Below are 19935 nucleotides of genomic sequence, written 5' to 3'. Positions count from 1 at the left end.
GCATGACGTCTGGACCACGCGGCTCCAGCGTCCAACAGCCACGCCCAGCCGGGTGAGGACAGGGCGTGGGCGGGCCGTGGGAGGCTCAGGTGTCGCCGCTGAAGCTGCCCACAAGCTGGATGTGGCTCTTGCCCGTCTCCGAGCAGGTCGCGTTGACGCTGACGCTCCAAGACGGGACCTCGGAATGCCAGGTCACGGTGCCCGTCCAGTTCGAGCAGGCTCGGGCGTTTTCATCCGCGAACAGGGAGAGCGACACCCTGGAGGTCGGCAAGGTGAAGACCTGCCCCGGCGCCGTCATGGGCCGGGGCAACCGGATAATCAGCGTCGAGAAGACCGCGCCACAGGTGACGCTCTCATTGCCCGTGATTCCCATCTGCACGGTGAAGGTATCCGTCGAGAGGCAGCTTGAGGGCGCGTAACAGTAGGAACGGTCAGGCGAAACGAAGCCGCCATTTGTGTTCTCGTAGCCCGCGCCCGTGCTGCTGATGGGGCGGCTCATGCTCCACTGACACGTGGGCCTCTCGGTGCGGCAGCACGCGGCGTCGCCGGGGGCGCAGGCAGTCGTGAAGCACCCCGTGGGATTCGTCGTCGTGCCACCCGCACACTTCGTGTTCAGCACGGCGTCCGTACCCGAGCGCGTGCAGGCCCACAGCCTCGTTCCCTCGCAGAAGAACTCTCCCGGCGTGCAGATCTCCGGCGACTCCCCCACAGGGCCCATGGGGCCCGCCGGCCCGGTGTCGCCCCGGGGCCCCTGGGGGCCCTGCGCCCCCGTCGCGCCAGGCAGGCCCTGCTCGCCCGTGTCGCCCTTGGGCCCCTGCGAGCCCTGGGGGCCCATGACGCCGCGCGGGCCTTCCACGCCCATCGGGCCTCGTGGGCCCGTCAGGCCCTGCTCTCCACGCGGACCCGCGAGGCCCTGCGGCCCCGGAGGTCCGCCCGAGGGGCCCTGCGGCCCTTGCGGTCCCGCCGGCCCCTGGGGGCCCACGGGCCCCTCAGAAGAACAAGCGGTGGTGAACAAACAGCACAGCAACAGCGGGAGGAGTGCTCGCCCGAAGGAGGTCTTGGTCATTGACGGGCGCGTGCCCTAGCAGCTTGCCCTCGCCCGGAGCAAGTCCGTCCGGAAGCGGGGGCGGAGCAGCCCTCCCGTTACCAAGTGTAATAGCAAGCGTTGCTGCAGTTCGTGCCGTTGCAGAGCGCGAGGTCAGCGTAGTTGTGGCAGGCGGGGACGGTCAGGTCCGACATGGTGTAGCGGGTGATGATGTCTCCGCAGGCAAGCACGGCGTCCGCCGTGCCAGAATTGTCGGCCACCGACATGGCGTTGGAGACGTACGAGGAGCCGCTCGCGGGCAGGCCTTCGGTCCACCGGCCCATGGTGACGCGCGTGGCGGCGAGGGCCGGAGCGATGTGCGCCCCGAGCTTGACGTTCCCCATCTGTCCAGGGTTGAGCTGCACACTGTCGGCCCCCGTGCCTCGGCTGAAGTTGAAGGTCACCGGCCCATTGCCCGCGCAGTTCAGCACGGCGAAGTGCATGGAGTGCCCTGGATGATTGAATGACAGGGCCCCGTTCCAATTGGTGGCGCGCAGACGGACTCGCGTCGCGGTGCCCCGAACCTTGTCGCAGGCGAGCAATTGAGGGGAGCACTGATAGCCGTCCTCACTTCCGAGTGGGAAGTCACAGTCCGGGGAATTGCAGTAGTAGTCGCTCGTGAAGGCCGTGTGGATGACCTCCTGGCTTGGGTCCCCGCAGGTGGGGTCCCCATAGACGGAGGCAGCCCAGGCGCGGTTCGAGGCCGAGCAGCTCCCGGTGAGCGAGCGAGGCTCCTCGGGGAAGGTGGTCGGTAAGGCGGAAAGCTCTGCCTCGTTCTGCCGCCGGAGCTGCGCTCTTTCGCCCTCATCCATCGCGACGAGCGCGTGGTCCGCCAGGGCCGGGGGCAGCGCGTGCCCCTCGGGTGCCACGGCCAGGAACACCTCCGCCGCCGAGTGTGTCTGGAAGAACCGAGGGGCCACGAGCGGACGCCGCGGATACTGGGCGATGACGGCCACGTTGACCGCGCCCCCCTCTCCCTCGAGCCAGAGCACATGGCTGTCAGAAGTCCCGATGCGGGCAATCTCGCGCGGTCCGGACGACTCGGTGGGCGCCGCCCATACGGGGAATGCCCCCAGGAGGGAGAGGGCACCAGTGCAGGCCAGCGCTCGGAATGAACGGGGCAACGTCATAGCGGGAACTCCGTGAGGAAGGACGGCGCTCATTCGCCGTCACTCCCCTGAACGGAGCCGAGCCCCGATTTCCCTCACCGAGAAACGAAGAACCCTGGCCGCGGTCCTGTCACTCCTCGAAGAGCGAGAGCTGCCCCAGCGAGCGCAACGCGCCCACCGACTCTTGCGGAGTGGCCCGAACACGGACCTGCGACACCGGTGTCGTGCCCGTGAGGTCCACTTCCATGAAGGACTGCACACTGGCGCCATCGAGCAAGTTGGCCAGGGGCATCCACTGGGCGCCGTCGGCGCTTCCCTCCAGCACCAGCTCGCTCATGGTGCCCGTCACCCCGAAGTTGCGCAGCACGGCCTTGCGAGGCACCACGGGCCGCGAGAGCTGCACGGCGACTTCACGGACGCCCTCCTGGAAGAGCACAATCCCGCCGAGGTCGCCGTTGGTGACGCGGCAGGGCGTCTCGGCGTTCAGGTAGGTGCACGCCGCGCCACGGCTTGCCGGGACGAGGGCGCGGCGAGGCAGGACAACGTCATCGCTGGTATAGGTGAGACCGACCGTCACGCCCCCCGCATTCACATCGCGCGTCGTGATGATGGAAGCCTTGAGCCCCTCCGCGTCCTCGAGGACGTAGTCGCTCAGGAGGACCGGCGAGGTGGCCTTGAGCACCTGCCAGGCCTCCCTGGCGCTCGACGGGTGGAGGGACAGCACGTGCTCATTGTTCCCGGCACCGTGGGTGGCGGACAGCGGCCGGAAGCCCACGCTCACGCCCTGCGCCTGCGCGGTGGCCGTCATCGTGCCGGTCCACTCCTGGATGACGGGCAGCGCGACCTCCGACTGCTGGATGAGGAAGAAGGCCGAAACGCGCCTTCCCTGGGACTGCTCGGGCGAGCGGGCCACGAAGCAACGCGCGATGCTCCCGTTGCGGGTGTCCGCCCCCAGCAGGTCGACCTCGAAGGTGCCATCGACGCGGGTCTTCACCGACCTCCAGCTCGACGAGAAGGCAGCGAACGCGCACGCGGAGTTCTCACTCCGGTAGAGCTTCAGCAGCGCGTCCGAGAGCGGCGCGCCCGCCTCGTCAACGAGTCGTCCACTCAGGACGATGTCCTGGTCCTCCGCCACCTTGCTCTCGGTACAACCGCCCGACATCGCCAACACACCCAACGTCAACGTGCGCATCCATCGCATGGGAACCTCCTCCACTGGTGAGCCTGGATGTCAGTGCAAAACCGGTGCAGAGGCCCGCTTCCTCTGAGGACGCGAGCCCGGGCCGGTCCGTTCCTGACAGCGGCGTCCTGGCGCGCCGCCTACGCGGGTGCCACCGCCGCTTCGCAGCGCCTTCCCGCGTCGGAGCAGTTGGGACCGGCGGCTGTGCGCCGGAGCCAACCTCGCACCCGACGCAGGCAAGGGGTGTGCGCTGAGCCCTCCTCCTGGCGCGGTGCCACGCCTTCCATCTGGAAACTCGTCTCCCGCCCCCAATCACGCCACAGTCTCTTGCACGCCCCTGCTCCACCGCCCGACTTGTGGAACCCCCATGACCTCCTGGTCCACCCTCACGCGAGCCCTTGTCGCCGTCGTGGTCCTTCCCTCACTGGCGCTGTCCGCTCCCCGCGCCGGGGCGACCAGGCCCCCAGGCCCGGAAAAGCGTTACACCGTCGAGCAGTTCATGGAGACGACCTCCGTTCTCGGTGCGTCCTTCTCCTCGGATGAGAAGCGGGTGCTGTACTCGTCGAACGAGACCGGCGTCTTCAATGTCTTCTCCGTCCCGGTGACGGGCGGAAAGCCCACGCAACTGACCCGCTCCACCCAGGACGCCTCCATCGCCGTCGCCTACTTCCCCACCGATGACCGCGTCCTCTTCACGCGAGACTCGGGAGGCAACGAACTCGTCCACCTCTACGTCCGCACGCTGGACGGCCAGGAGAAGGACCTCACGCCGGGCGACGAGCACCGCGCGTCCTTCTTCGGCTGGAGCCAGGACGGCGCCGCCTTCTACGTCCTCACCAATGAGCGCGACGCACGCTTCCAGGACCTCTACCGCTACGACGCCAAGACGTATGCCCGCACCCTGCTCTACGCGGGCGATAGCGAGCATGTGCCCGGCGCCCTCTCCCCGGACGAGAAGTGGCTGGCGCTGGAGAAGTCACGGACGCTGTCCGACAGCGACGTCTACCTCTACGAGTTCGCCACCCAGCAGCGTCGGCACCTCACCGCGCACGAGGGCTCGGTCAGTTGGAAGGCGGCGACCTTCGACCCGGCGTCCTCCGCGCTGTACCTGCTCACCAACGAGGGCTCCGAGTTCATTCGCGTGGAGCGCCACGTGCTCGCTACCCGGAAGCGAGAGTTGGTGGAGCAGGTGGAGTGGGACGTGCTTTCCACGGTGTTCTCGCGACGCGGCGCGTGGCGCATCACCCGCGTCAACGAGGACGGCCGCACCACGCTTCGGGTCCACGACGTGAAGGCCGGCAGGCGCGTGTCCCTGCCAGGGATTCCAGAGGGGGCGATCTCCGGTGTGAGTCTGTCCCGCGGTGAGAAGCGCATGGCCTTCCACGTCGACGGAGACCGCTCGCCCGGCAACCTGTACGTCTACGACTTCGAGACGAAGAAGCTCACCCGGCTGACCGACACGCTGGGCCGGGCTCTGGACACCCAGCACCTGGTGGAGTCGGAGCGGGTGCGCTTCAAGTCCTTCGACGGGCTGGAGATTCCGGCGCTGCTCTACAAGCCCCATCAGGCCACCGCGAAGCAGCGCGCCCCCGCCATCGTCTTCGTCCATGGGGGACCGGGAGGACAGTCCTCCAAGGGCTACAGCAGCTTCTTCCAGTTCCTCGTCCACCACGGCTACGTGGTGCTCGCCGTCAACAACCGGGGCAGCGAGGGCTACGGCAAGTCGTTCTTCGCGGCGGATGACCAGCAGCACGGCAAGGCGCCGCTCCAGGATTGCGTCGAGGCGAAGAAGTACCTGGCCGCCCTCCCCTACGTGGATGGCGCGCGCGTGGGCATCCTGGGCCCCAGCTACGGCGGATACATGGTGCTCGCGGCGCTGGCGTTCCATCCCGACGTCTTCGCCGTGGGCGTGGATGCGTTCGGCATCTCAGACTGGCTGAGCGCGCTGCGAGAGCTGCCGCCCCACAAGGAGGCCCTGCGCGAGGCACTCTACCAGGAACTGGGCAACCCCCAGACGCAGGAAGCGATGCTTCGAGAAATCTCCCCGCTGTTCCATGCGGAGAAGATTCGCAGGCCCCTGCTCGTCATCCAGGGCGCCAACGACCCGCGCGTGCCCCAGGCCAAGACGGACGCGCTCGTCGAGGCCGTCCGGAAGAACGGCGTGCCCGTCGACTACTTCGTCCTCCCCAATGATGGCCATGGCTTCAGCAGCACGAAGAGCGAAGCGGAGACCTCCGTCAGAATCCTCTCCTTCCTGGACCGGTACCTCCGACGGAGCCCCTGAAGCCGCGAGCACGGCTTCGCACTTGTGCAATTGCATGCACAGTGGCTGACACGGCCTTCTGTTATTTCATGGGGTTTCGCATTGGCATGCCCCTTGATGGGTATGTGCACATGAATCTCAGCGCCCTTCGCGTCCGTGCTCTTGCTGGCCTCGTGTCCGCGCCGATGCTCGCGCACGCCCAGGAAGAACCGACTGTCGCACCCCATTCCGCGCCTCCCGCTGTCCATGGGGGAACCCAGAGGTTGAGCAGCGCGGCGGCCCTGGGCGTGCACTCGCTCTCGGTGGACTCCGTCTCCCCCGCGTCGATGGCCTTCATCGTGGACATCGAGCAGCCCCTGTCACCGTTCATCTCGGTGTTCGCAGGCGGGCACGTGGGCGTGAACCTGAAGGCGACGGGCCTCCAGGCTGGCGGCCGTGTTTATCTGACCGGGAGGCCCTTCCAGGGCCCCTTCCTGTCCGTCCAGGGCGATGGCACCTTCTTCGACGCGGATGACGATGTGTCGAAGCTCCGCGCCTCCGTCAGCGGACTGGTCGGGTATTCGCAGCAGTTGGGCAACCAGTGGCATATCGCCTTGGCGGGCGGCGCTGGGTTCAGCCACCTCCGGCAGGAGACCGAGCTGCCGCGCTCCGCGACCTGCACGCTGTTCTCCTGGTGTCTGCTTTCGACGCCCGAGCGCACCGTCGAGACAACGCAGACGCTGCATCCCGTCGTGAGGCTCACGGCGGTACACCGGTTCTAGGGCAGAACATGCATTCATGGTCCGGTGAAATCGGCCTTCAAGGGTGAGCAGGTGAAGGCCGTGCTCTCCCGGTGGCACGACCATTTCCGCGTCCGTCTGTGGGTACCCACGGAGAGCCGGACGGTGCAGACCCGCGCCATGGCCCCCGAGGAGCAGTCCGACTGACTGCCCGCTGATGCGACTCCGAGGTAGGCTGACACCATGGTGCCTCTGACCGACCGGGCTTCGCTACCTCAGGAAGCGCGCTCCGCCCTGGAAAAGGAGCTGGCGTCCCTGACGCTGCTCCAGGACGTCGTGCGATGGGGCTTCGCGAGCTCGCCGCCGCGCGATGTCACGGAGGTCATCGTCCAGGACGAGTTCACCCACGACGTAGTGATGCCGTGGATGGAAGGCAGCTACCTCGTCTTTGACACGACCTGACTGGGCGGAGTCACTTCGGTCTCCGTGTGGGACCACCGACCCAGCGCAGATGAGCTCCTCGATGCCCGGCTTGCATCCGGATGGACGCCGACGCCCACGAGCACCGTCGACGGCGACATCATCATGGGACATGCCGCGTGCAGAGTGCCGCCTCAACGGCCCTGACAGCCGGCCGCCTCGGCTGCCCGCTGGTCATGGTGCCCTATGCCCCCCCAGCAAGGGGGAAGGCGCGCTCACGGCGGGCGGCAACGTGGCCGGCAAGGCTCCCGCGGTGGCACTGCCGAACATGCGCCGGATGTGGTCGCCGTAGAGGGTGATCGTCAGCAAGCCAATCAAGACGAGGAATGAGAACGCGGCCACCACGGTCGCCGCCGTGCCCAGGAGCGTGACCGCCTCCTCTCGCTGCTGGCTCCAGATGCGACGGCAATCCCCCGTGACAACGGTCCCATCCGGCCGGCGGTAAAGCCGGACACAGACGCTTCCACCGGGCTGGAGCAGTGATTCCACCTCCAGCGTGGTCATCTCACTCAGGTTGTGGACGGAGAGCCTGCAGGCACCACAGTGCCGGACACGTGCATCCCCTTTCATGTCCTCCCAGCGCATCTCGCAGGGCGTCGCGATGGTGAGGCGTTCCGTCAGGGCGCGTGTGTCCACGGCGGAGGACATTATGGGACACGCCCTTCTACAGACATCGGCCATCCGTCCGTAGGATGAATGACCGATGCCTCGGGCGACACGGAACCAAGTCGCCGGCTACTGGCCGTCGAGCCTGCCGTCCAGGTTCCGGTCGAGCGCGATGCGCGTACCAGAGCCCGGAGGGACCGCGGTGAAGGTCACCTCCTGCCCCGCGGTGTTCGCCAGCGCTCGGAGCGCCGCGGTGGAGATGTTCGCGCTGCCGTCATCGGGCTTCCAGGTCCCGGGACCCCGTTCGTACAGGAAACCCTTCACCCGGCTGCCCACGGCCACCTTCGCGACCACGTCGGCCTCGTAGGTCGCGCCACCGAGCACCTTCGACGTGAACTGTGCTCGGGCTCGCGCAATCAGCAGGTCGATGCGCGCCCCCACGTTGGCGGCATTCGATGCCGTGAGCGTCACCTGCTGGCCGACAATCGGCGCCAGGTCGGTATCCGCCGCCAGCATGAAGTCCTCCATCTGGCGCCGCTCGGTGTCGTTCCGGAAGCCCACGAGGGGCCCACCGATGCTGGTGTTGGAGAACACGATGGCGCTGAAGAAGCGGAACATGGTGTCCACCGCGCCGTCATGCGTGAAGCCGAAGCCGCGAACCTGGTCACCCAACTGCCCCGTCTCCGGGTGCAGGAAGAAGCTGCTGTCCGGGAAGCCGAACATGCCAACCTTCGTGTACATGTTCCGCACGTGGGGAATCTTCATGATCTGGCTGATGCCCTCGAAGCTGGAACGGGTGTCCGTGCCGAAGAAGCCCCGCGCACCGTCAACCGTGTGGCAGCCATTGCAATTGAACCCGTTGTCATCGCCAATCGCGATGCCGTCCACCCGGCGGCTTCCGAAGTAGAAGTCGCTCGCCGCTTTCTGCGAAGCCGTGAGTGCGTTGTCCAGCCTTCGAATGGGGTTGGGCGGCAGTTGCACCTGGAGCTGGAAGGCCGTGAACGTGTCCATCTCCGCCTCGGTGGGCATCGACGCGCGGCCCAGCAGTTCCGGGAAGGCGACGATGAAGTTCTTGAAGGACATCTCCTCCCCGCCGGCATCGACGCCGAAGAAGCCATTTGAACGGTCACCCCGCCAGTGCATGGCGCCCTGGTTCGACATGCCGCGCAGGGTCTGCGTCGTCATGGGCCCCTTCATCGGGTGGAACTCGTTCTGCTTCCCCGTCCCGTTGATGGGTGAGCTCGGGTGGCCGGTGAAGGAACGGAAGATGCCAATCTCGAGGTCGCTCGCGAGGCGCATGTTGATGGGATTGGCCGTCACCGTCGCATCCGGGTTGCCCAGGTCCCAGGCGAGCTCGTCCTTGTCACCGAAGATGTGGCAACTGGCGCACGACGACTCACCGTTGGCCGATGAGAAGTTGGCGTCATAGAGGAACGGGCGGCCCTGGACGACGGAGGCGGGCTCCGGATTGTAGAGCGACACCGAGGACAGCTGCGCCTTGGTGGCCAGGTCGATGACATTCACCGCGTTGTCGAAGCGGGTCATCACGTAGAGGCGGTTGCGTGCCTCGTCCAACACCAGACCGCTGGGCCCGCCGCCACTCACGGGGATGTGGTTGGCGCTCGCGGTGCGCGGGTCGAACGCATTGCTCTCCAGCGACGCGGTGTCGTAGACGCCAATCTTGCTGGAGCTGAACGCGGCCACGTACAGCTTCGTGCCATCCTGGGAGACGACCATCTCCGTCGGCGTGGAGAGGCTGTGGTTCTTCACCGAGGGGTCGAAGCCGGGCTTCCCCGCCAGCTTCGAGTAGTCGATGTGCTTGTTGAGGTGCCGCGGGTAGGCCGTGCCCCCGGAGATGACGGTGATGCGCATCTGCGCGAGGTTGCCCTGCACCGTGCTGCCGCCATATTCACCGGCGCCCTCGAAGCGGGTCAGGTTGTTGGCCTCGCTGTTGGACGCATACACCACACCCGACTTCGGGTTGGTGACCAGGTTGAAGAGGGTGGTCCCCACGCCCGAGAAGGAAGCCGTCTCCTGAAGGGTGTCCGCGTCGATGGCGAAGACGTCCTTGTCCGGCAGACGCAGGCGCACGCCGTTGTTGAAGTTGCGGCCCAGCGTGTCCTGCCACTGCCCGGCGGCGCTGTTCCATTTCACGATGAGGGCGGTCTCCGGCGCCTTCGCGCCCTCGAAGTTCGTGGCGGGCCCAGGCAAGCCGCCTGGCATGAGGTTGTTTCCGAATGGCGGGGTGTCGGGGAAGACGAGGCACATGTCCCGCTCCTTGAACCCGTCGCACACGCTCCCCAGGCTGACGGAGGTCGTCTGATTGCCGGACTGGGCAATGGCCGCATAGACAGTCTTCTTGTCCGGGCTGGTGGCGAGCCCGCGCGGCGTGTCGCCGAAGAGCGTCACGATGCGCAGGGGCGTGCCGCCCAGCGTCGCCCCGAGCGAAGCCGGGTTGAAGACCCAGACGTCCGCGCGCCCCACGCCAGGCGTGGTCAGCTTCGGGTCCCCCGAGCCAGGAACCGCTGCGATGGACGGATCGGTGCGGTGCTGGCCCCGGTGCGCGGTGGTGATGAAGGCATGGCCGTTGGTGCCCGCGAAGACGATGTCGCGCGGCTCATCGCCCACGAGCAGCGTGCGCACCACCCGCGGCGTGCCCACCATGCTCACCACGCTGACGCTGTCCGACAGGTGGTTGACCACCCAGACTTCCGTGTTGCTGCGCGCAGCGACAGCGACGGGCTCCAGGCCCACGGGCACCGCCGCGATGAGCGAGAGCCCCGCGCTGCTGATGGAAAAGACCTCCAGGCGGTTGTCCGGCGTGTTGACGGCGAACAACCGAGTCCCGTCCGGTGAGAGCGCCAGGGGACGCACGTGCGCGCTGTCGAACGTGATGAACGAGGGCACCTGGGCCGCCGCGGTGAATGCGGCCAACAAGGACACCACGGCGCACAACGAAACGGCGCGGGCGCGCCAACAGTTCCTGCGCACGCCCACTTGCTGAGTACCCACCATAGGGACCTCCTCACGAGACGGGAAAGCGTTGCTGTCCAGGGATTAGCAGTGGACTTCGCGACAACGCCCCCACCGAAGGGAGGGGAACCGGCCCCTCCCCACGCCCAAAGGCAGCCACCGGCACGGCGCGTCAGGCTTTGCTCGCGAGCACAAGGCGCCGCAAAGCCGCGAAACCGCACATGTAACGCATTGCGGCGTCCATTACGTGACACTCATTGCGGGGTTGCCTTCGCGCACCTCAACCCGACTCGCACGTTTTCCGTGGTTTAGTGCCTGACGCAACCGGCCGAAGAGGGACGTGCTCATGCCGAGCCTTCGAAGCGCTCTGGATCTGCTGCCCACGAAGCTCTCCCCTCCCCGGGCGGCATCCGTGCTGGTGCCGTGTGGCGCCGCCTTGCGGAGAATCGACCATGGGGTGAGCGGGAAGCTGGTGCTGGTGACAGCCCCGCTCGGCTCCGGCAAGACGACGCTGCTGACGCAGTGGTACCGCGAAGCACGCGTGCCGCACCTGCTTGCCTGGCTGTCGCTGGACGAGCAGGACAACGCTCCCGAGCGGTTCTTCGCATACCTGGTCGGGGCGATTCGCCGGGCCGCTCCAGACTTCGACGCGTACAGCACGAGCCAGCCCGAGCACGCGACGGCCGTCATCCTGCAAAGCCTGTGGAGCCTGGGCCGCGAGCTCGTCGTGGTGCTGGACGACTTCCATGTCCTTCGCGAGCGCCCACTGGTGCGGGCCTTCTCGTACCTGCTGGACCACTCACCACCGCACGTGCATTGGGTCGTCTCGTCGCGCAACATCCCCGAGCTGGACCTGGCCAAGCTGAAGCTCACCGAGCAACTGGTGACGCTCGACGGCCGGGACTTGAACCTGGACGGCGAGGCCATCCGCGAGCTGGGCCTGCGCCTGTGCGGCGCGGTGCTCACGCCGGAGGACATCGACTCCCTCCGCACGCGGACAGAAGGCTGGGTCGCTGGCGTCAAGCTGGCGCTGCTGTCGGCGGGTGAGCACGCGAGCGTGAGCGATGCGCTGAGGAAGGCCATTGGCTCCAATCACGACGTGGCCCGGTACCTGGCGGACGCGGTGCTGCGCGAGCAACCCGAGGAGGTCCGCGAGTTCCTGGTGCTGAGTTCCGTGGTGGAGCAACTCCACGGCGCGCTCTGCAACGCGCTGCTTGGCATCACCCGAGGACACACACTGCTGGGGCAGCTCGAGCGGTCGCAGTTGTTCATCCAGGCGCTCGACACCGAGCGGCAGTGGTACCGGTACCATCCACTGTTCCTCGATGTGCTGCGCGCCCAGCTCGCCTGTGACTACGCGGACCGCATTCCTCGGCTGCACCGTGCGGCGAGCGCCTGGTTCGCGGAGAACCAGATGCCGGACGAGGCGCTGACGCATGCGTTCGCCTCGGAAGACAGGGACTGGTGTCTCGCGCTCACCGCGCGCTGCATGGAGGCGTGGATGCGCGAGGGCGAGCTCGCCTCCGTCCTCCACTGGACCGCGAAGCTGACGGCGCAGGAGGTCATCCGGTCACCAGCCATCTGCGTGGGCCACATCGCCTGCCTCATCCTGTCCCGTCGCTTCGCGCATGCGACCGCGGCGCTGCGGGATGCCCAGCACCACCTCGACACGGCCGATGAGGTATCCGCCCCCGAACGCGAGCGGCTGACGAAGCGGCTCGCACATCTCACGCTGCTTCACGCCGTGTTGTCCGATTCGGCGCCGGACACCGGCATGGACCTGGACGCGTCTCCGGGCTCCGAGGAGTCGGACGTCTTCATCGCGGGCGCCGTGCTGGCGGCGAAGGCCTACCGGGCGCTCCGAATGAACCGCTTCGATGCGATGCGCCGACTCGCGCTGAGCGCCCGGGAGACGTTGCAGGGGCACAACAACCCGTTCCTGGTCGGATACACGGACGTCCTTGTCGCGCTGGCGGACCGGGCGCAGGGGAACATGAAGGACGCCGCGGCGCGTTGCGAGGAAGCCTTCGAGCGCGCGAGTCGTGGACGGCGCAACCCCGTCTGGGCGAACGCGGCCACGGCGCTGGCCAACGCTCGCTATGAGCAGAACCGGCTCGACGAAGCCGAGGCGCTCTGCGTCGAGGTGCTGCCGCTGCTCCCGCAGGCCTCCGTGTTCGAGACGTTCGCGCTCGCCTACCTCATGCTGGCCCGCATCAAGACGGTTCGCGGGAAGTACGCGGAGGCGTACCGGCTCCTGGACTACCTCCACGGCGTGCTTGAGTGCGGCCACCAGACGCGCTTCCTGGCCCATGTCTGCGGGGAGAAGATTCGCCTCTACCTGGTGGAGCAGGCGCCCGCACGAATGCGGGTGGTGGCCCAGGAGTTCGGCCTGGGCGAGCGCATGCGCCGGGGCGAGTGGAGCGAGAAGCGCTTCTACGACGAGACGTGGGAGCGGCTCGGACTCGCGCAGGCGTGGGTGCTGATGGCGCGCGGCCGTCACGACAAGGCGCACGCGATTCTGGAGGTGCTGCGGGCCAGCGCGCACGAGGTGGGCTATGTGTCACGCGAGACGGCGCTGCTGGCCACCATCGCGGTGTGCCACTGGCGCGCGGGTGACGCGATGGCCGCATTCGCAGCATTGAACCGGGGCTTCGCACTGGCGCAGCGCTTCGGCTTCGGGCGCAGCGTTTTCGACGAGACGCCGGGCCTGCAGGAGGTCGTCATCGCGGCCGCCCGGCAACGGAAGCTGAGCTACGCGTTTCCCGACCGGTACGCCACGCGGTACCAGGACCTGCTGTCCGCGGGAACGCGCGTGCCTCGAGAGTTCGCGGCTCCACCCTCCGCGCCCCTGGAGCCACTCACCGAGCGCGAACTCCAGATGCTCAAGCTGCTCGCACAGGGGCTGAGCAATCAGGAGATCAGCGAGCGCTCCAACGTCGCGCTTTCCACGACCAAGTGGCACCTGCGGAACGTGTTCGCCAAGCTGGACGTGACCACGCGCACCGCCGCCATCGTCAAGGCGCAGGAGCGCCTGCAGAGGCACCTGTGAAGGCTGGGGCCGTCCGTGGAATGAACGCTCCTTCCACGCCGCGCCGCGCAACTGGATCTCCCGAGCCCCCGCTCCCGGACATGGACAGTTGTCCTCTGGCATGAGAGCCCTGGGGGCGGTTGAATCGGAACATCCGCGCCACCGCATCGTGTGGCAGGCGCGGCGGGGCTCCAGGCCCCAGGAGGAGCGTCCGTGCCCGCAGCGACCATCCCCACCATCGAGACCGAGCGCCTCGTCATGAAGGGTCACAGCCTCGAGGACTATGAGGAGTGCCTCGCGCTGTGGAGTGACCCCGCGGTGGTCCGCTACATCAGCGGCAAGCCGTCCACACGCGAAGAGATGTGGTCCAGGCTCCTGCGTTACGTGGGCCATTGGGACCTGCTGGGCTTTGGATTCTGGGTGGTGCGTGAGAAGGCGACGGGCCGCCTCGTAGGCGAGGTGGGCCTGGGCGACTTCCACCGCGACATGCAGCCGCCCCTGAGCGCCGGGCCCGAGGCGGGCTGGGTGCTCGCCCCCGGCTTCCACGGCAAGGGTTACGCCACAGAGGCGGTACGCGCGGCGCTGGCCTGGGCAGATGCCCAGCTCAGCCCTGAGCGCGTGGTGTGCATCATCGCCCCCGAGAATGCAGCGTCCATCCGCGTCGCCGACAAGTGCGGCTTCCGGCAGACGGGCCAGGGACGCTACAAGGGAGAGCCCTCGCTCATGTTCGAGCGACTGGCGCCGGTGAAGGCTGGGACATGACCATGGCCCCGGTGAAGCGACCCACGCTCAAGCGCGCCGTCAACCCGATGCCCGCGAATGTCCGGGCGGCGTTGCTCCAACGCGGGCTCATGGACGCGTACAAGGCGCGTCCGCCGTACCAGCAGAATGACTATCTCGGGTGGATTGCCCGGGCAAAGCTGGAGGCGACCCGACAGAAGCGGCTCGACCAGATGCTGGACGAACTGGCCGGCGGCACGAAGTACATGAACATGGCGTGGTCTGGCGGGCGGAAGTAGCGCGCAGCAGCAGGGCGAGAGTATGCGCGAGGTGCGAATGGCAGGTCGACTTGTTCGTAGCGTCCCCGACTGCACTTCGGATCTTGCTGGGTTCCAGCGGGTGCTTGCAGAGACCGTGCGCTGGTGTGCATTCAAGGTAACTCAGAAGTCACTCGAAACCTGCCTCCGCACACCATACATTCTGCCCAACCCACTCGTGGTGTCGAATCGATTCGACGCAATGAAGCGTGTTGCGTCGAATCGACAGCACCTGCTCATGAGCGTGAAGGGAGCATTGGACTCGGATGCTAAGCCAGACCACGGTATCCTGCAGGGAGGCAGACTGCTCATCTTCTTCCCAGATGGCACGTTGAGTGATGGGGCAGCCGAGGCGTCCTCTCACGGGTATTTTGATGGTGAGAACGGGCCGCCCTGGGACACCTGGGTGGGAGTCTTTTCCGACGAGACGATGCCTCGCAATACCGGCAATGACTATCTCATCTCCTGGGTTCCCCCCATATTCTTCGACATGGTCGAAGCGGGGCTCAGGGACAACCCCGAATCTTGCATCCAGTGGCTTGACCAAACTGACCTGAGCATGGCGCAGCGCCTCAAAGGCCTGCGCTGAGAGCAGCGCCAATCCGGCACCCATTCCTGCACGCCGCACATTCCCAGTAGACTGCCGAGAATGAGAATCCTCTTCATCATTCTCACTGCGGCAATCACGCTCTGCCTGTGGCCGACGACAGCGCAGGCATGTGTTTGCGTCGCGGGCGGGGGGAACCTTCACACCGACCTCAAGGTGGCGCGTGAGCGTGCGAGCGCCATCTATCGGGCTCGCGTCGTCCCAGCCCCTCGTGGCCCCTACTTGGGAACCGTGGACGTCGAGGTCCTGGAGGTCATCAAAGGCCCGGTCGTCACCGGCGAGAAGTTCAATCTTCCCCAGGGTGGCGGAGGCGACTGCCGGGTCCGGTTCCGGGGCGAAGCGGAGTATCTCATCTACGCCGAACCCAAAGACGCCAGGTTGATATGGCACTGCTCCCGCTCCCGACCGATGACCTCTTTGGATGATGCGGAGTGGGTCTGGCTCACGACGGGGAAGCTCCCTTCCCTTCCGGCCGTGGTCCAGCGCGAATCCGTCTCATGCGAGCCCTGCGACATGGAACGCATTGGAGGCAGTTTGATTACACCCCCAGGGAAGGCCCTCATCCCTCCGCATGAGGAACGCAAGGCACTTGCCTTGATGAAAGCCCGTCGCCCATTCCTCACCCACTCCAGCGCTGCCTCGACCGGGCAGCGGTTGGTCATGGTCGGCAGGTCATGGGAAGGCAAGTCGTTCGAGCTGATTCAAACGCCCGCCCATGCCGCCGAAGCACGCTGCACACAGCAGGTCCACCTCCGCTGGTGCAAGCAGCTCACCGTATCGAAGCCCTACCCCGACGAAAGCCCGCGCTTCCAATGCGTCGAACCCGAAACCCCTGAACTGGCGTGCGACGAGGCCCAGAGTCGCCAGTCGAAGTGGGAGCCGCTGGAAACCCTCGCCGCGGACCAGTGCCACTGGCGCACTTCCAGCTATGCCCGTTGCACGTTCAACGGCCCACCTGTTCCTCACCCAGAGGGGGTGCCGACATCGCCGCTGCTGGTTTGCCGCCCTGAAGCAGGACGCCATCCCAGGTACGCGTGCAGCGTCCAGGCAGCGTCGCCCCCATCACAACCTGAGTAAACGGCGCGGACCGTCAGGCTCACGCCTTCGCGGGCGGCTTCGTCCCCGCGTCCTTGCCTTCATCCCGGCCGTGCACGGCCGCGGGCGGACTGGTGGCTTCCACGGCGGAGAAGGTCTCCAGCACCTTGTACGTGTGACTGGAGCCACGAGGCACCAGCCAGGAGTCTCCAGGGTTGAGCAGGATGACCTGTCCCTCGAGGTGCAGCTCCGCGCGGCCCTTCAGGACGAAGCCCACGGTTTCGTAGTCCCTCGCGGTGGCGGGTGCCGGTTCTCCGGGCGGTTCGTCCTCCCACAGCCGCATCGACAGGCGGACGCCGGACGCCAGGTACTTCTGCCCCATTTCGCCCTTGGGAGAGTGCCGACTCTCCACCTTCTTCACGCTGGTGTCGCCCATGCCTTCGTCTCCGTTGGATGGCGGCGGATGTGCCGCGCGTCTGCCGGAAAAGGTAAGGAAGGCATCCAGGTGCCGACGGGCACTCGGCGCGGGCCGCCAGCCCGGCGCACGAGGAGCCAGACATGCGAAGGCCCCGCCTCCCTGCTGGGAGACCGGGCCTCGGGCACACTCGGAAGTGGCCTGCGGGTGCGTCAGACGGCGCGGACGTTCTGCGCCTGCAGGCCCTTGGGGCCACGCGTGACCTCGAACTCCACCTGCTGCCCTTCCTGGAGGGTGCGGAAGCCATCCATGTTGATGGCAGTGTGGTGGCAGAACACGTCCTCACCGTTGTCCTGCGCGATGAATCCGAACCCCTTGGCGTCGTTGAACCACTTCACGGTACCGATTGCCATGTGACCTTCTTCCTTCTGCTTCGAGGCCGCCGCCAAGGGCTGCCCGATCGACGTGTGCGGAGCGGACACCGCCCCGGCCCCCTAACGACAAACTTCCTGGCGCCGCCTGTCCACCGGGCAACCGCCTTCCGGGCAAGCAGCCGTCCGCCACCGGACACTCCACTTCCCCCGCCCCTCCCGCCAGGGCGGGAACGTTGAGGTCACCTTCCGGCTCACTCGGTCCTTCAGACCCGATGGTGACGGCGGAGTCCTCCGACCATGCGGACTCCGCGAGCCTGGGATCCCATGCCGATGCGGCCTCCTGGGCGTTGCGAGGCTGATTGAGCTCCGAGGTCACGATGAGCTGATGCAGCCCACGTGCGCCTTCCAGTACCGCGTCGTCCGGACTGCCCCGTTTGAAGGCTGGAACTACGTCGTTCGCCATGATGGCGTCACTGCGAGCCTGCTCATTCGGGCCATCCACGCCATCACCCAGGATGATCTCCGCCGCGCGGTCCTCGAGCGCGATGAAGAGCAGCGCGCCGTCGTCACGACCGGCCGTGCCCAGCCCCCACCGATTGAAGAGCTCCAGCGCGAAGGCGCGTGGCGGCTGGCGTCCCGTCGTGTCGACCACCACCACCGCGAGCTGGCCTTGGCCATCACGGACCAAGGCATTGCCGAGCTGGTCCACCTCCGCCAGCGTCTGCGGCGTGAGTGTCCTGGTCGTGTCCACGGACCATGCGTTGGCCGCGAGCCGCGGCACTTCCTTCACGGTGACACCCAGGGCTGGAACGCCAAGGGCCCAACAAGCCAGGAACACCCAGCACATCCAAGTGCGCATGGGTGTCGACGCTATCCCATTCAGGGTCTATGCGCCCGTGTCCGTCGCCGCCGTCTCAACCAGCATCGGCACGAAACCGCCGTGGGACCTGCGGCCCTCGTCAAAGGGCATGCTGCCCGGGTGCATGCGCGGATCGGCCATGGCCTTCCCCCACCCGGCGTTGCGCGCCTCCTTCGACGGCCACTCAATCCAAGCGAAGACAACCTGCTCATCCGCGGTGGCCTTCACCGCGCCTTTGAAGTCAGTGACCTTCCCGTCGGGGACGTCGTCTCCCCACGCGTCGACGACGCGCGTGGCACCATGCTCCAGCAGCACCGCCGCGAGACGGGAGGCGATGACATGGTAGGCCTCTTTGTTTCCAACCGGCACCGGCACGAGGGAGCCATCGACATAGCCGGGCCTGCCCGCTCCGCCCTCATGGAGGCTGGGAACGAAGCCGCCGAAGATCATCCGCTTCCCATCGAAGGATATGTTCGCGCCCATCGCCTGCATCCTTGGGTCACGCATTGCCTTCGCGTTCGCTTCGTCGCGCACCGCCTTGCTGGGGTACTCAATCCAGGAGAAGACGATGACCTCATCCGGCTCGGCCTTCACCGCGCGCCGCAGGTCGGTGACCTTGCCTTCAGGGACGTCGTCCCCCCAGTTCTCAACGAAGCGCGTCGCACCAAACTCCTTGTACAGCGGCGCGGCAGCAATAGCGGCCTGCCGGTACGCCTCCTTGTTCGCCGAGGGGACTGCGATCACGAATCCGTCGATGTAGGCCATGGCAACTCTCCAGCGGGGGCACTCTTGCTTTGACAAGAAAGGTTGATATCAACACAATTACCCTTGTCAATGTCCAGAGCCGTCCCATTCGCCACGACGCTTCACGTCCGTGACCACTGCCTGTGCCTGGTGGTCCAGCAGGCCGCGCGCGCCCTTGCGCGGCGCTTCGATGAAGCCCTGCGCCCCGTGGGCCTCACGCATGGACAGTTCTCACTGCTGATGTCGCTCAATCGCCCCCAGCCGCCGTCCATCGGCCCCGTCGCGGAGCTCCTGGCGATGGACCGGACCACGCTGACAGCCAACCTGAAGCCGCTCGAAAGGCGCGGGCTGGTGAAGACCACCGTCGACCCAGCCGACCGCCGCGGGCGATTGCTGACGCTGACGGACGCAGGGCTCCAGCTCCTTCAATCCGCGCTGCCCCACTGGGAGAAGATGAACGAGGAGACGGAGCGATTGCTGGCGCAAACCGATGTCGACGCCCTTCGGGCTGGGCTGCGGGCGCTCTCCTGAGTCCTCGTCTAGCCGCCGGCGCGATGATGCGCCCGGAGGCAGCGGCTCCAGACTCGGTCGCCTGCGCCAGGGTGCCCTGGCGCCGGCAGCGTGCGCCGCACGTTCTGCTATAGGGGGCCCGTGAGCATCGCGACCCACGAAGAAGGCCCGCTGCGAGGACCGAGCTTCTTTTTCAGCCGCACGGCGCTCCGCTCGCTCGCGCTGGCCCATCGCGCCAGCTACGGCGCGGCGCGGCCTCATCCCCACGCCGTCATCGATGGCTTCCTGGGGGGGCCGCTGGCGTCCGAATTGGCCGCGGTCTTCCCGGGCGCGACCGAGGCAAGTTGGAAGCGACGCGACCACCCCGAACAGGCGGCTCGACTGGGGCAGCTTCAGCGCAAGGCATTCGAAGACGTCCCCGGAGCGCTCCGGCACCTGCTTTCGGAGTTCTCCGGCATGGCGTTCATCGACTTCCTGGAGTCACTCACCGGGGTGCAAGGGCTCATCCCGGATCCGCATTTCCGAGGCGCCGGGCTGCACCTCACGTTGCGTGGGGGGCATCTGGCGCTGCACGCGGACTTCAACCGCGATCGCTTCCGCGCGCTCTCCCGCCGGCTCACCGTCCTCTACTATCTGAATCCCGGCTGGGAACCCGCCTGGGGAGGGGACCTTGAGCTGTGGAGCTCGGACCTCTCCCGGTGCGAGACGCGAATCGCCCCCCTCCTGGATCGCCTGGTCGTGATGGCCCACGGCGACGACCACTGGCACGGACACCCCACCGCGCTGGAGTGCCCCGAGGGACGAGGGCGCGCCGCGGTCGCGGCCTACTTCTACACCGCGGAGGAAGCCCCCAACGCACCGGAGCCCCACAGCGCCATCTGGGCACCACCGCGCTCGTAGCTGGCACGTCGA

Annotated in this window: 20 protein-coding genes; 11 read left to right on the top strand and 9 right to left on the bottom strand. The window is 67.1% G+C overall.

The genetic code is table 11. From position 1 onward, the window contains the following. Window positions 1-85 precede the first annotated feature (85 nt). The 3 genes from FMQ63_RS38550 to FMQ63_RS08255 all read right to left on the bottom strand — a co-directional run bounded on the left by FMQ63_RS38550 (window position 86) and on the right by FMQ63_RS08255 (window position 3394). Complete coding sequence (locus FMQ63_RS38550) at window positions 86-862, bottom strand: collagen-like protein (protein ID WP_020477787.1); 777 nt, start codon at window positions 860-862, stop codon at window positions 86-88. A 281-nt stretch (window positions 863-1143) separates the two neighbouring features. Further along, on the bottom strand, window positions 1144-2214 hold the full coding sequence (locus FMQ63_RS08260) for a hypothetical protein (RefSeq protein ID WP_225909421.1): 1071 nt from the start codon (window positions 2212-2214) through the stop codon (window positions 1144-1146). 109 nt (window positions 2215-2323) lie between these two features. Continuing rightward, window positions 2324-3394 (bottom strand): hypothetical protein, encoded by a 1071-nt coding sequence (locus FMQ63_RS08255; RefSeq protein ID WP_225909422.1) that lies wholly within the window; start codon window positions 3392-3394, stop codon window positions 2324-2326. A gap of 127 nt (window positions 3395-3521) precedes the next feature. Between FMQ63_RS08255 and FMQ63_RS08250 the strand changes: the two genes are divergently transcribed. The 4 genes from FMQ63_RS08250 to FMQ63_RS08240 all read left to right on the top strand — a co-directional run bounded on the left by FMQ63_RS08250 (window position 3522) and on the right by FMQ63_RS08240 (window position 6817). Next, the gene (locus tag FMQ63_RS08250) at window positions 3522-5657 is read left to right on the top strand and encodes a S9 family peptidase (RefSeq protein ID WP_011555265.1); all 2136 of its coding nucleotides are present in this window, start codon (window positions 3522-3524) and stop codon (window positions 5655-5657) included. Window positions 5658-5899: 242 nt separating this feature from the next. After that, window positions 5900-6397 carry a hypothetical protein gene (locus FMQ63_RS08245; protein ID WP_225909423.1) on the top strand — a complete coding sequence of 166 codons (498 nt, stop codon included), beginning with the start codon at window positions 5900-5902 and terminating at the stop codon, window positions 6395-6397. A 24-nt stretch (window positions 6398-6421) separates the two neighbouring features. Continuing rightward, window positions 6422-6562: a hypothetical protein gene (locus FMQ63_RS37340; RefSeq protein ID WP_011555267.1), complete on the top strand. Its 141-nt coding sequence runs from the start codon at window positions 6422-6424 to the stop codon at window positions 6560-6562. Window positions 6563-6598: 36 nt separating this feature from the next. Then, the gene (locus FMQ63_RS08240) at window positions 6599-6817 is read left to right on the top strand and encodes a hypothetical protein (protein ID WP_011555268.1); all 219 of its coding nucleotides are present in this window, start codon (window positions 6599-6601) and stop codon (window positions 6815-6817) included. Between the two features lie 192 nt (window positions 6818-7009). On the opposite strand, the gene FMQ63_RS08235 is transcribed toward FMQ63_RS08240, so the two are convergent. Together FMQ63_RS08235 and FMQ63_RS08230 are read right to left on the bottom strand one after the other, a co-directional pair. Further along, window positions 7010-7471 (bottom strand): hypothetical protein, encoded by a 462-nt coding sequence (locus FMQ63_RS08235; protein WP_228556381.1) that lies wholly within the window; start codon window positions 7469-7471, stop codon window positions 7010-7012. A gap of 99 nt (window positions 7472-7570) precedes the next feature. Beyond that, a complete protein-coding gene (locus FMQ63_RS08230) occupies window positions 7571-10456 on the bottom strand; it encodes a YncE family protein (RefSeq protein ID WP_011555270.1) in 2886 nt (961 codons plus the stop codon). 304 nt (window positions 10457-10760) lie between these two features. On the opposite strand from FMQ63_RS08230, the gene FMQ63_RS08225 reads away from it, so the two are divergent. From FMQ63_RS08225 to FMQ63_RS37335, 5 genes are all read left to right on the top strand, one after another. Next, window positions 10761-13463 (top strand): LuxR C-terminal-related transcriptional regulator, encoded by a 2703-nt coding sequence (locus FMQ63_RS08225; protein ID WP_216608764.1) that lies wholly within the window; start codon window positions 10761-10763, stop codon window positions 13461-13463. 192 nt (window positions 13464-13655) lie between these two features. Next, window positions 13656-14204: a GNAT family N-acetyltransferase gene (locus tag FMQ63_RS08220; protein ID WP_011555272.1), complete on the top strand. Its 549-nt coding sequence runs from the start codon at window positions 13656-13658 to the stop codon at window positions 14202-14204. Further along, window positions 14201-14461, top strand: coding sequence for a YdeI/OmpD-associated family protein (locus FMQ63_RS08215; protein ID WP_011555273.1), 261 nt, complete (start codon window positions 14201-14203; stop codon window positions 14459-14461). The genes FMQ63_RS08220 and FMQ63_RS08215 overlap by 4 nt, the downstream gene beginning before the upstream one ends. Window positions 14462-14657: 196 nt before the next feature. Beyond that, window positions 14658-15068 (top strand): hypothetical protein, encoded by a 411-nt coding sequence (locus FMQ63_RS08210; protein ID WP_228556380.1) that lies wholly within the window; start codon window positions 14658-14660, stop codon window positions 15066-15068. Between the two features lie 249 nt (window positions 15069-15317). Further along, the gene (locus FMQ63_RS37335; protein WP_194866436.1) at window positions 15318-16163 is read left to right on the top strand and encodes a hypothetical protein; all 846 of its coding nucleotides are present in this window, start codon (window positions 15318-15320) and stop codon (window positions 16161-16163) included. Between the two features lie 19 nt (window positions 16164-16182). Here FMQ63_RS37335 and FMQ63_RS08205 read toward each other — a convergent pair whose 3' ends face one another. The 4 genes from FMQ63_RS08205 to FMQ63_RS08190 form a co-directional block, all read right to left on the bottom strand. Further along, window positions 16183-16557 (bottom strand): cupin domain-containing protein, encoded by a 375-nt coding sequence (locus FMQ63_RS08205; protein ID WP_011555275.1) that lies wholly within the window; start codon window positions 16555-16557, stop codon window positions 16183-16185. Window positions 16558-16748: 191 nt separating this feature from the next. Next, complete coding sequence (locus FMQ63_RS08200) at window positions 16749-16949, bottom strand: cold-shock protein (RefSeq protein WP_011555276.1); 201 nt, start codon at window positions 16947-16949, stop codon at window positions 16749-16751. Continuing rightward, on the bottom strand, window positions 16879-17757 hold the full coding sequence (locus tag FMQ63_RS08195) for a YgcG family protein (RefSeq protein ID WP_228556387.1): 879 nt from the start codon (window positions 17755-17757) through the stop codon (window positions 16879-16881). The genes FMQ63_RS08200 and FMQ63_RS08195 overlap by 71 nt, the downstream gene beginning before the upstream one ends. A 39-nt stretch (window positions 17758-17796) precedes the next feature. After that, window positions 17797-18534 carry a DUF1428 domain-containing protein gene (locus tag FMQ63_RS08190; protein WP_011553286.1) on the bottom strand — a complete coding sequence of 246 codons (738 nt, stop codon included), beginning with the start codon at window positions 18532-18534 and terminating at the stop codon, window positions 17797-17799. Window positions 18535-18603: 69 nt separating this feature from the next. Between FMQ63_RS08190 and FMQ63_RS08185 the strand changes: the two genes are divergently transcribed. Both FMQ63_RS08185 and FMQ63_RS08180 read left to right on the top strand, forming a co-directional pair. Continuing rightward, window positions 18604-19044: a MarR family winged helix-turn-helix transcriptional regulator gene (locus tag FMQ63_RS08185; protein WP_026114151.1), complete on the top strand. Its 441-nt coding sequence runs from the start codon at window positions 18604-18606 to the stop codon at window positions 19042-19044. Window positions 19045-19164: 120 nt separating this feature from the next. After that, complete coding sequence (locus FMQ63_RS08180; protein ID WP_011553284.1) at window positions 19165-19923, top strand: 2OG-Fe(II) oxygenase; 759 nt, start codon at window positions 19165-19167, stop codon at window positions 19921-19923. Window positions 19924-19935 lie beyond the last annotated feature (12 nt).

Origin of the sequence: Myxococcus sp. CA005 (genome assembly GCF_006518205.1) — a bacterium.
GTDB classification, from domain to species: domain Bacteria; phylum Myxococcota; class Myxococcia; order Myxococcales; family Myxococcaceae; genus Myxococcus; species Myxococcus xanthus.
This window is presented reverse-complemented; position numbering and strand designations above follow the sequence as displayed.

Excerpts from the sequence above, each read along its gene's own strand:
- FMQ63_RS38550 (WP_020477787.1), bottom strand. The coding sequence starts at position 862 with ATGGGCGTGGAAGGCCCGCGCGGCGTCATGGGCCCCCAGGGCTCGCAG.
- FMQ63_RS08260 (WP_225909421.1), bottom strand. The coding sequence starts at position 2,214 with ATGACGTTGCCCCGTTCATTCCGAGCGCTGGCCTGCACTGGTGCCCTC.
- FMQ63_RS08255 (WP_225909422.1), bottom strand. The coding sequence starts at position 3,394 with ATGCGATGGATGCGCACGTTGACGTTGGGTGTGTTGGCGATGTCGGGC.
- FMQ63_RS08240 (WP_011555268.1), top strand. The coding sequence starts at position 6,599 with ATGGTGCCTCTGACCGACCGGGCTTCGCTACCTCAGGAAGCGCGCTCC.
- FMQ63_RS08230 (WP_011555270.1), bottom strand. The coding sequence starts at position 10,456 with ATGGTGGGTACTCAGCAAGTGGGCGTGCGCAGGAACTGTTGGCGCGCC.
- FMQ63_RS08225 (WP_216608764.1), top strand. The coding sequence starts at position 10,761 with ATGCCGAGCCTTCGAAGCGCTCTGGATCTGCTGCCCACGAAGCTCTCC.
- FMQ63_RS08215 (WP_011555273.1), top strand. The coding sequence starts at position 14,201 with ATGACCATGGCCCCGGTGAAGCGACCCACGCTCAAGCGCGCCGTCAAC.
- FMQ63_RS08205 (WP_011555275.1), bottom strand. The coding sequence starts at position 16,557 with ATGGGCGACACCAGCGTGAAGAAGGTGGAGAGTCGGCACTCTCCCAAG.
- FMQ63_RS08200 (WP_011555276.1), bottom strand. The coding sequence starts at position 16,949 with ATGGCAATCGGTACCGTGAAGTGGTTCAACGACGCCAAGGGGTTCGGA.
- FMQ63_RS08195 (WP_228556387.1), bottom strand. The coding sequence starts at position 17,757 with ATGTGCTGGGTGTTCCTGGCTTGTTGGGCCCTTGGCGTTCCAGCCCTG.
- FMQ63_RS08190 (WP_011553286.1), bottom strand. The coding sequence starts at position 18,534 with ATGGCCTACATCGACGGATTCGTGATCGCAGTCCCCTCGGCGAACAAG.
- FMQ63_RS08185 (WP_026114151.1), top strand. The coding sequence starts at position 18,604 with ATGTCCAGAGCCGTCCCATTCGCCACGACGCTTCACGTCCGTGACCAC.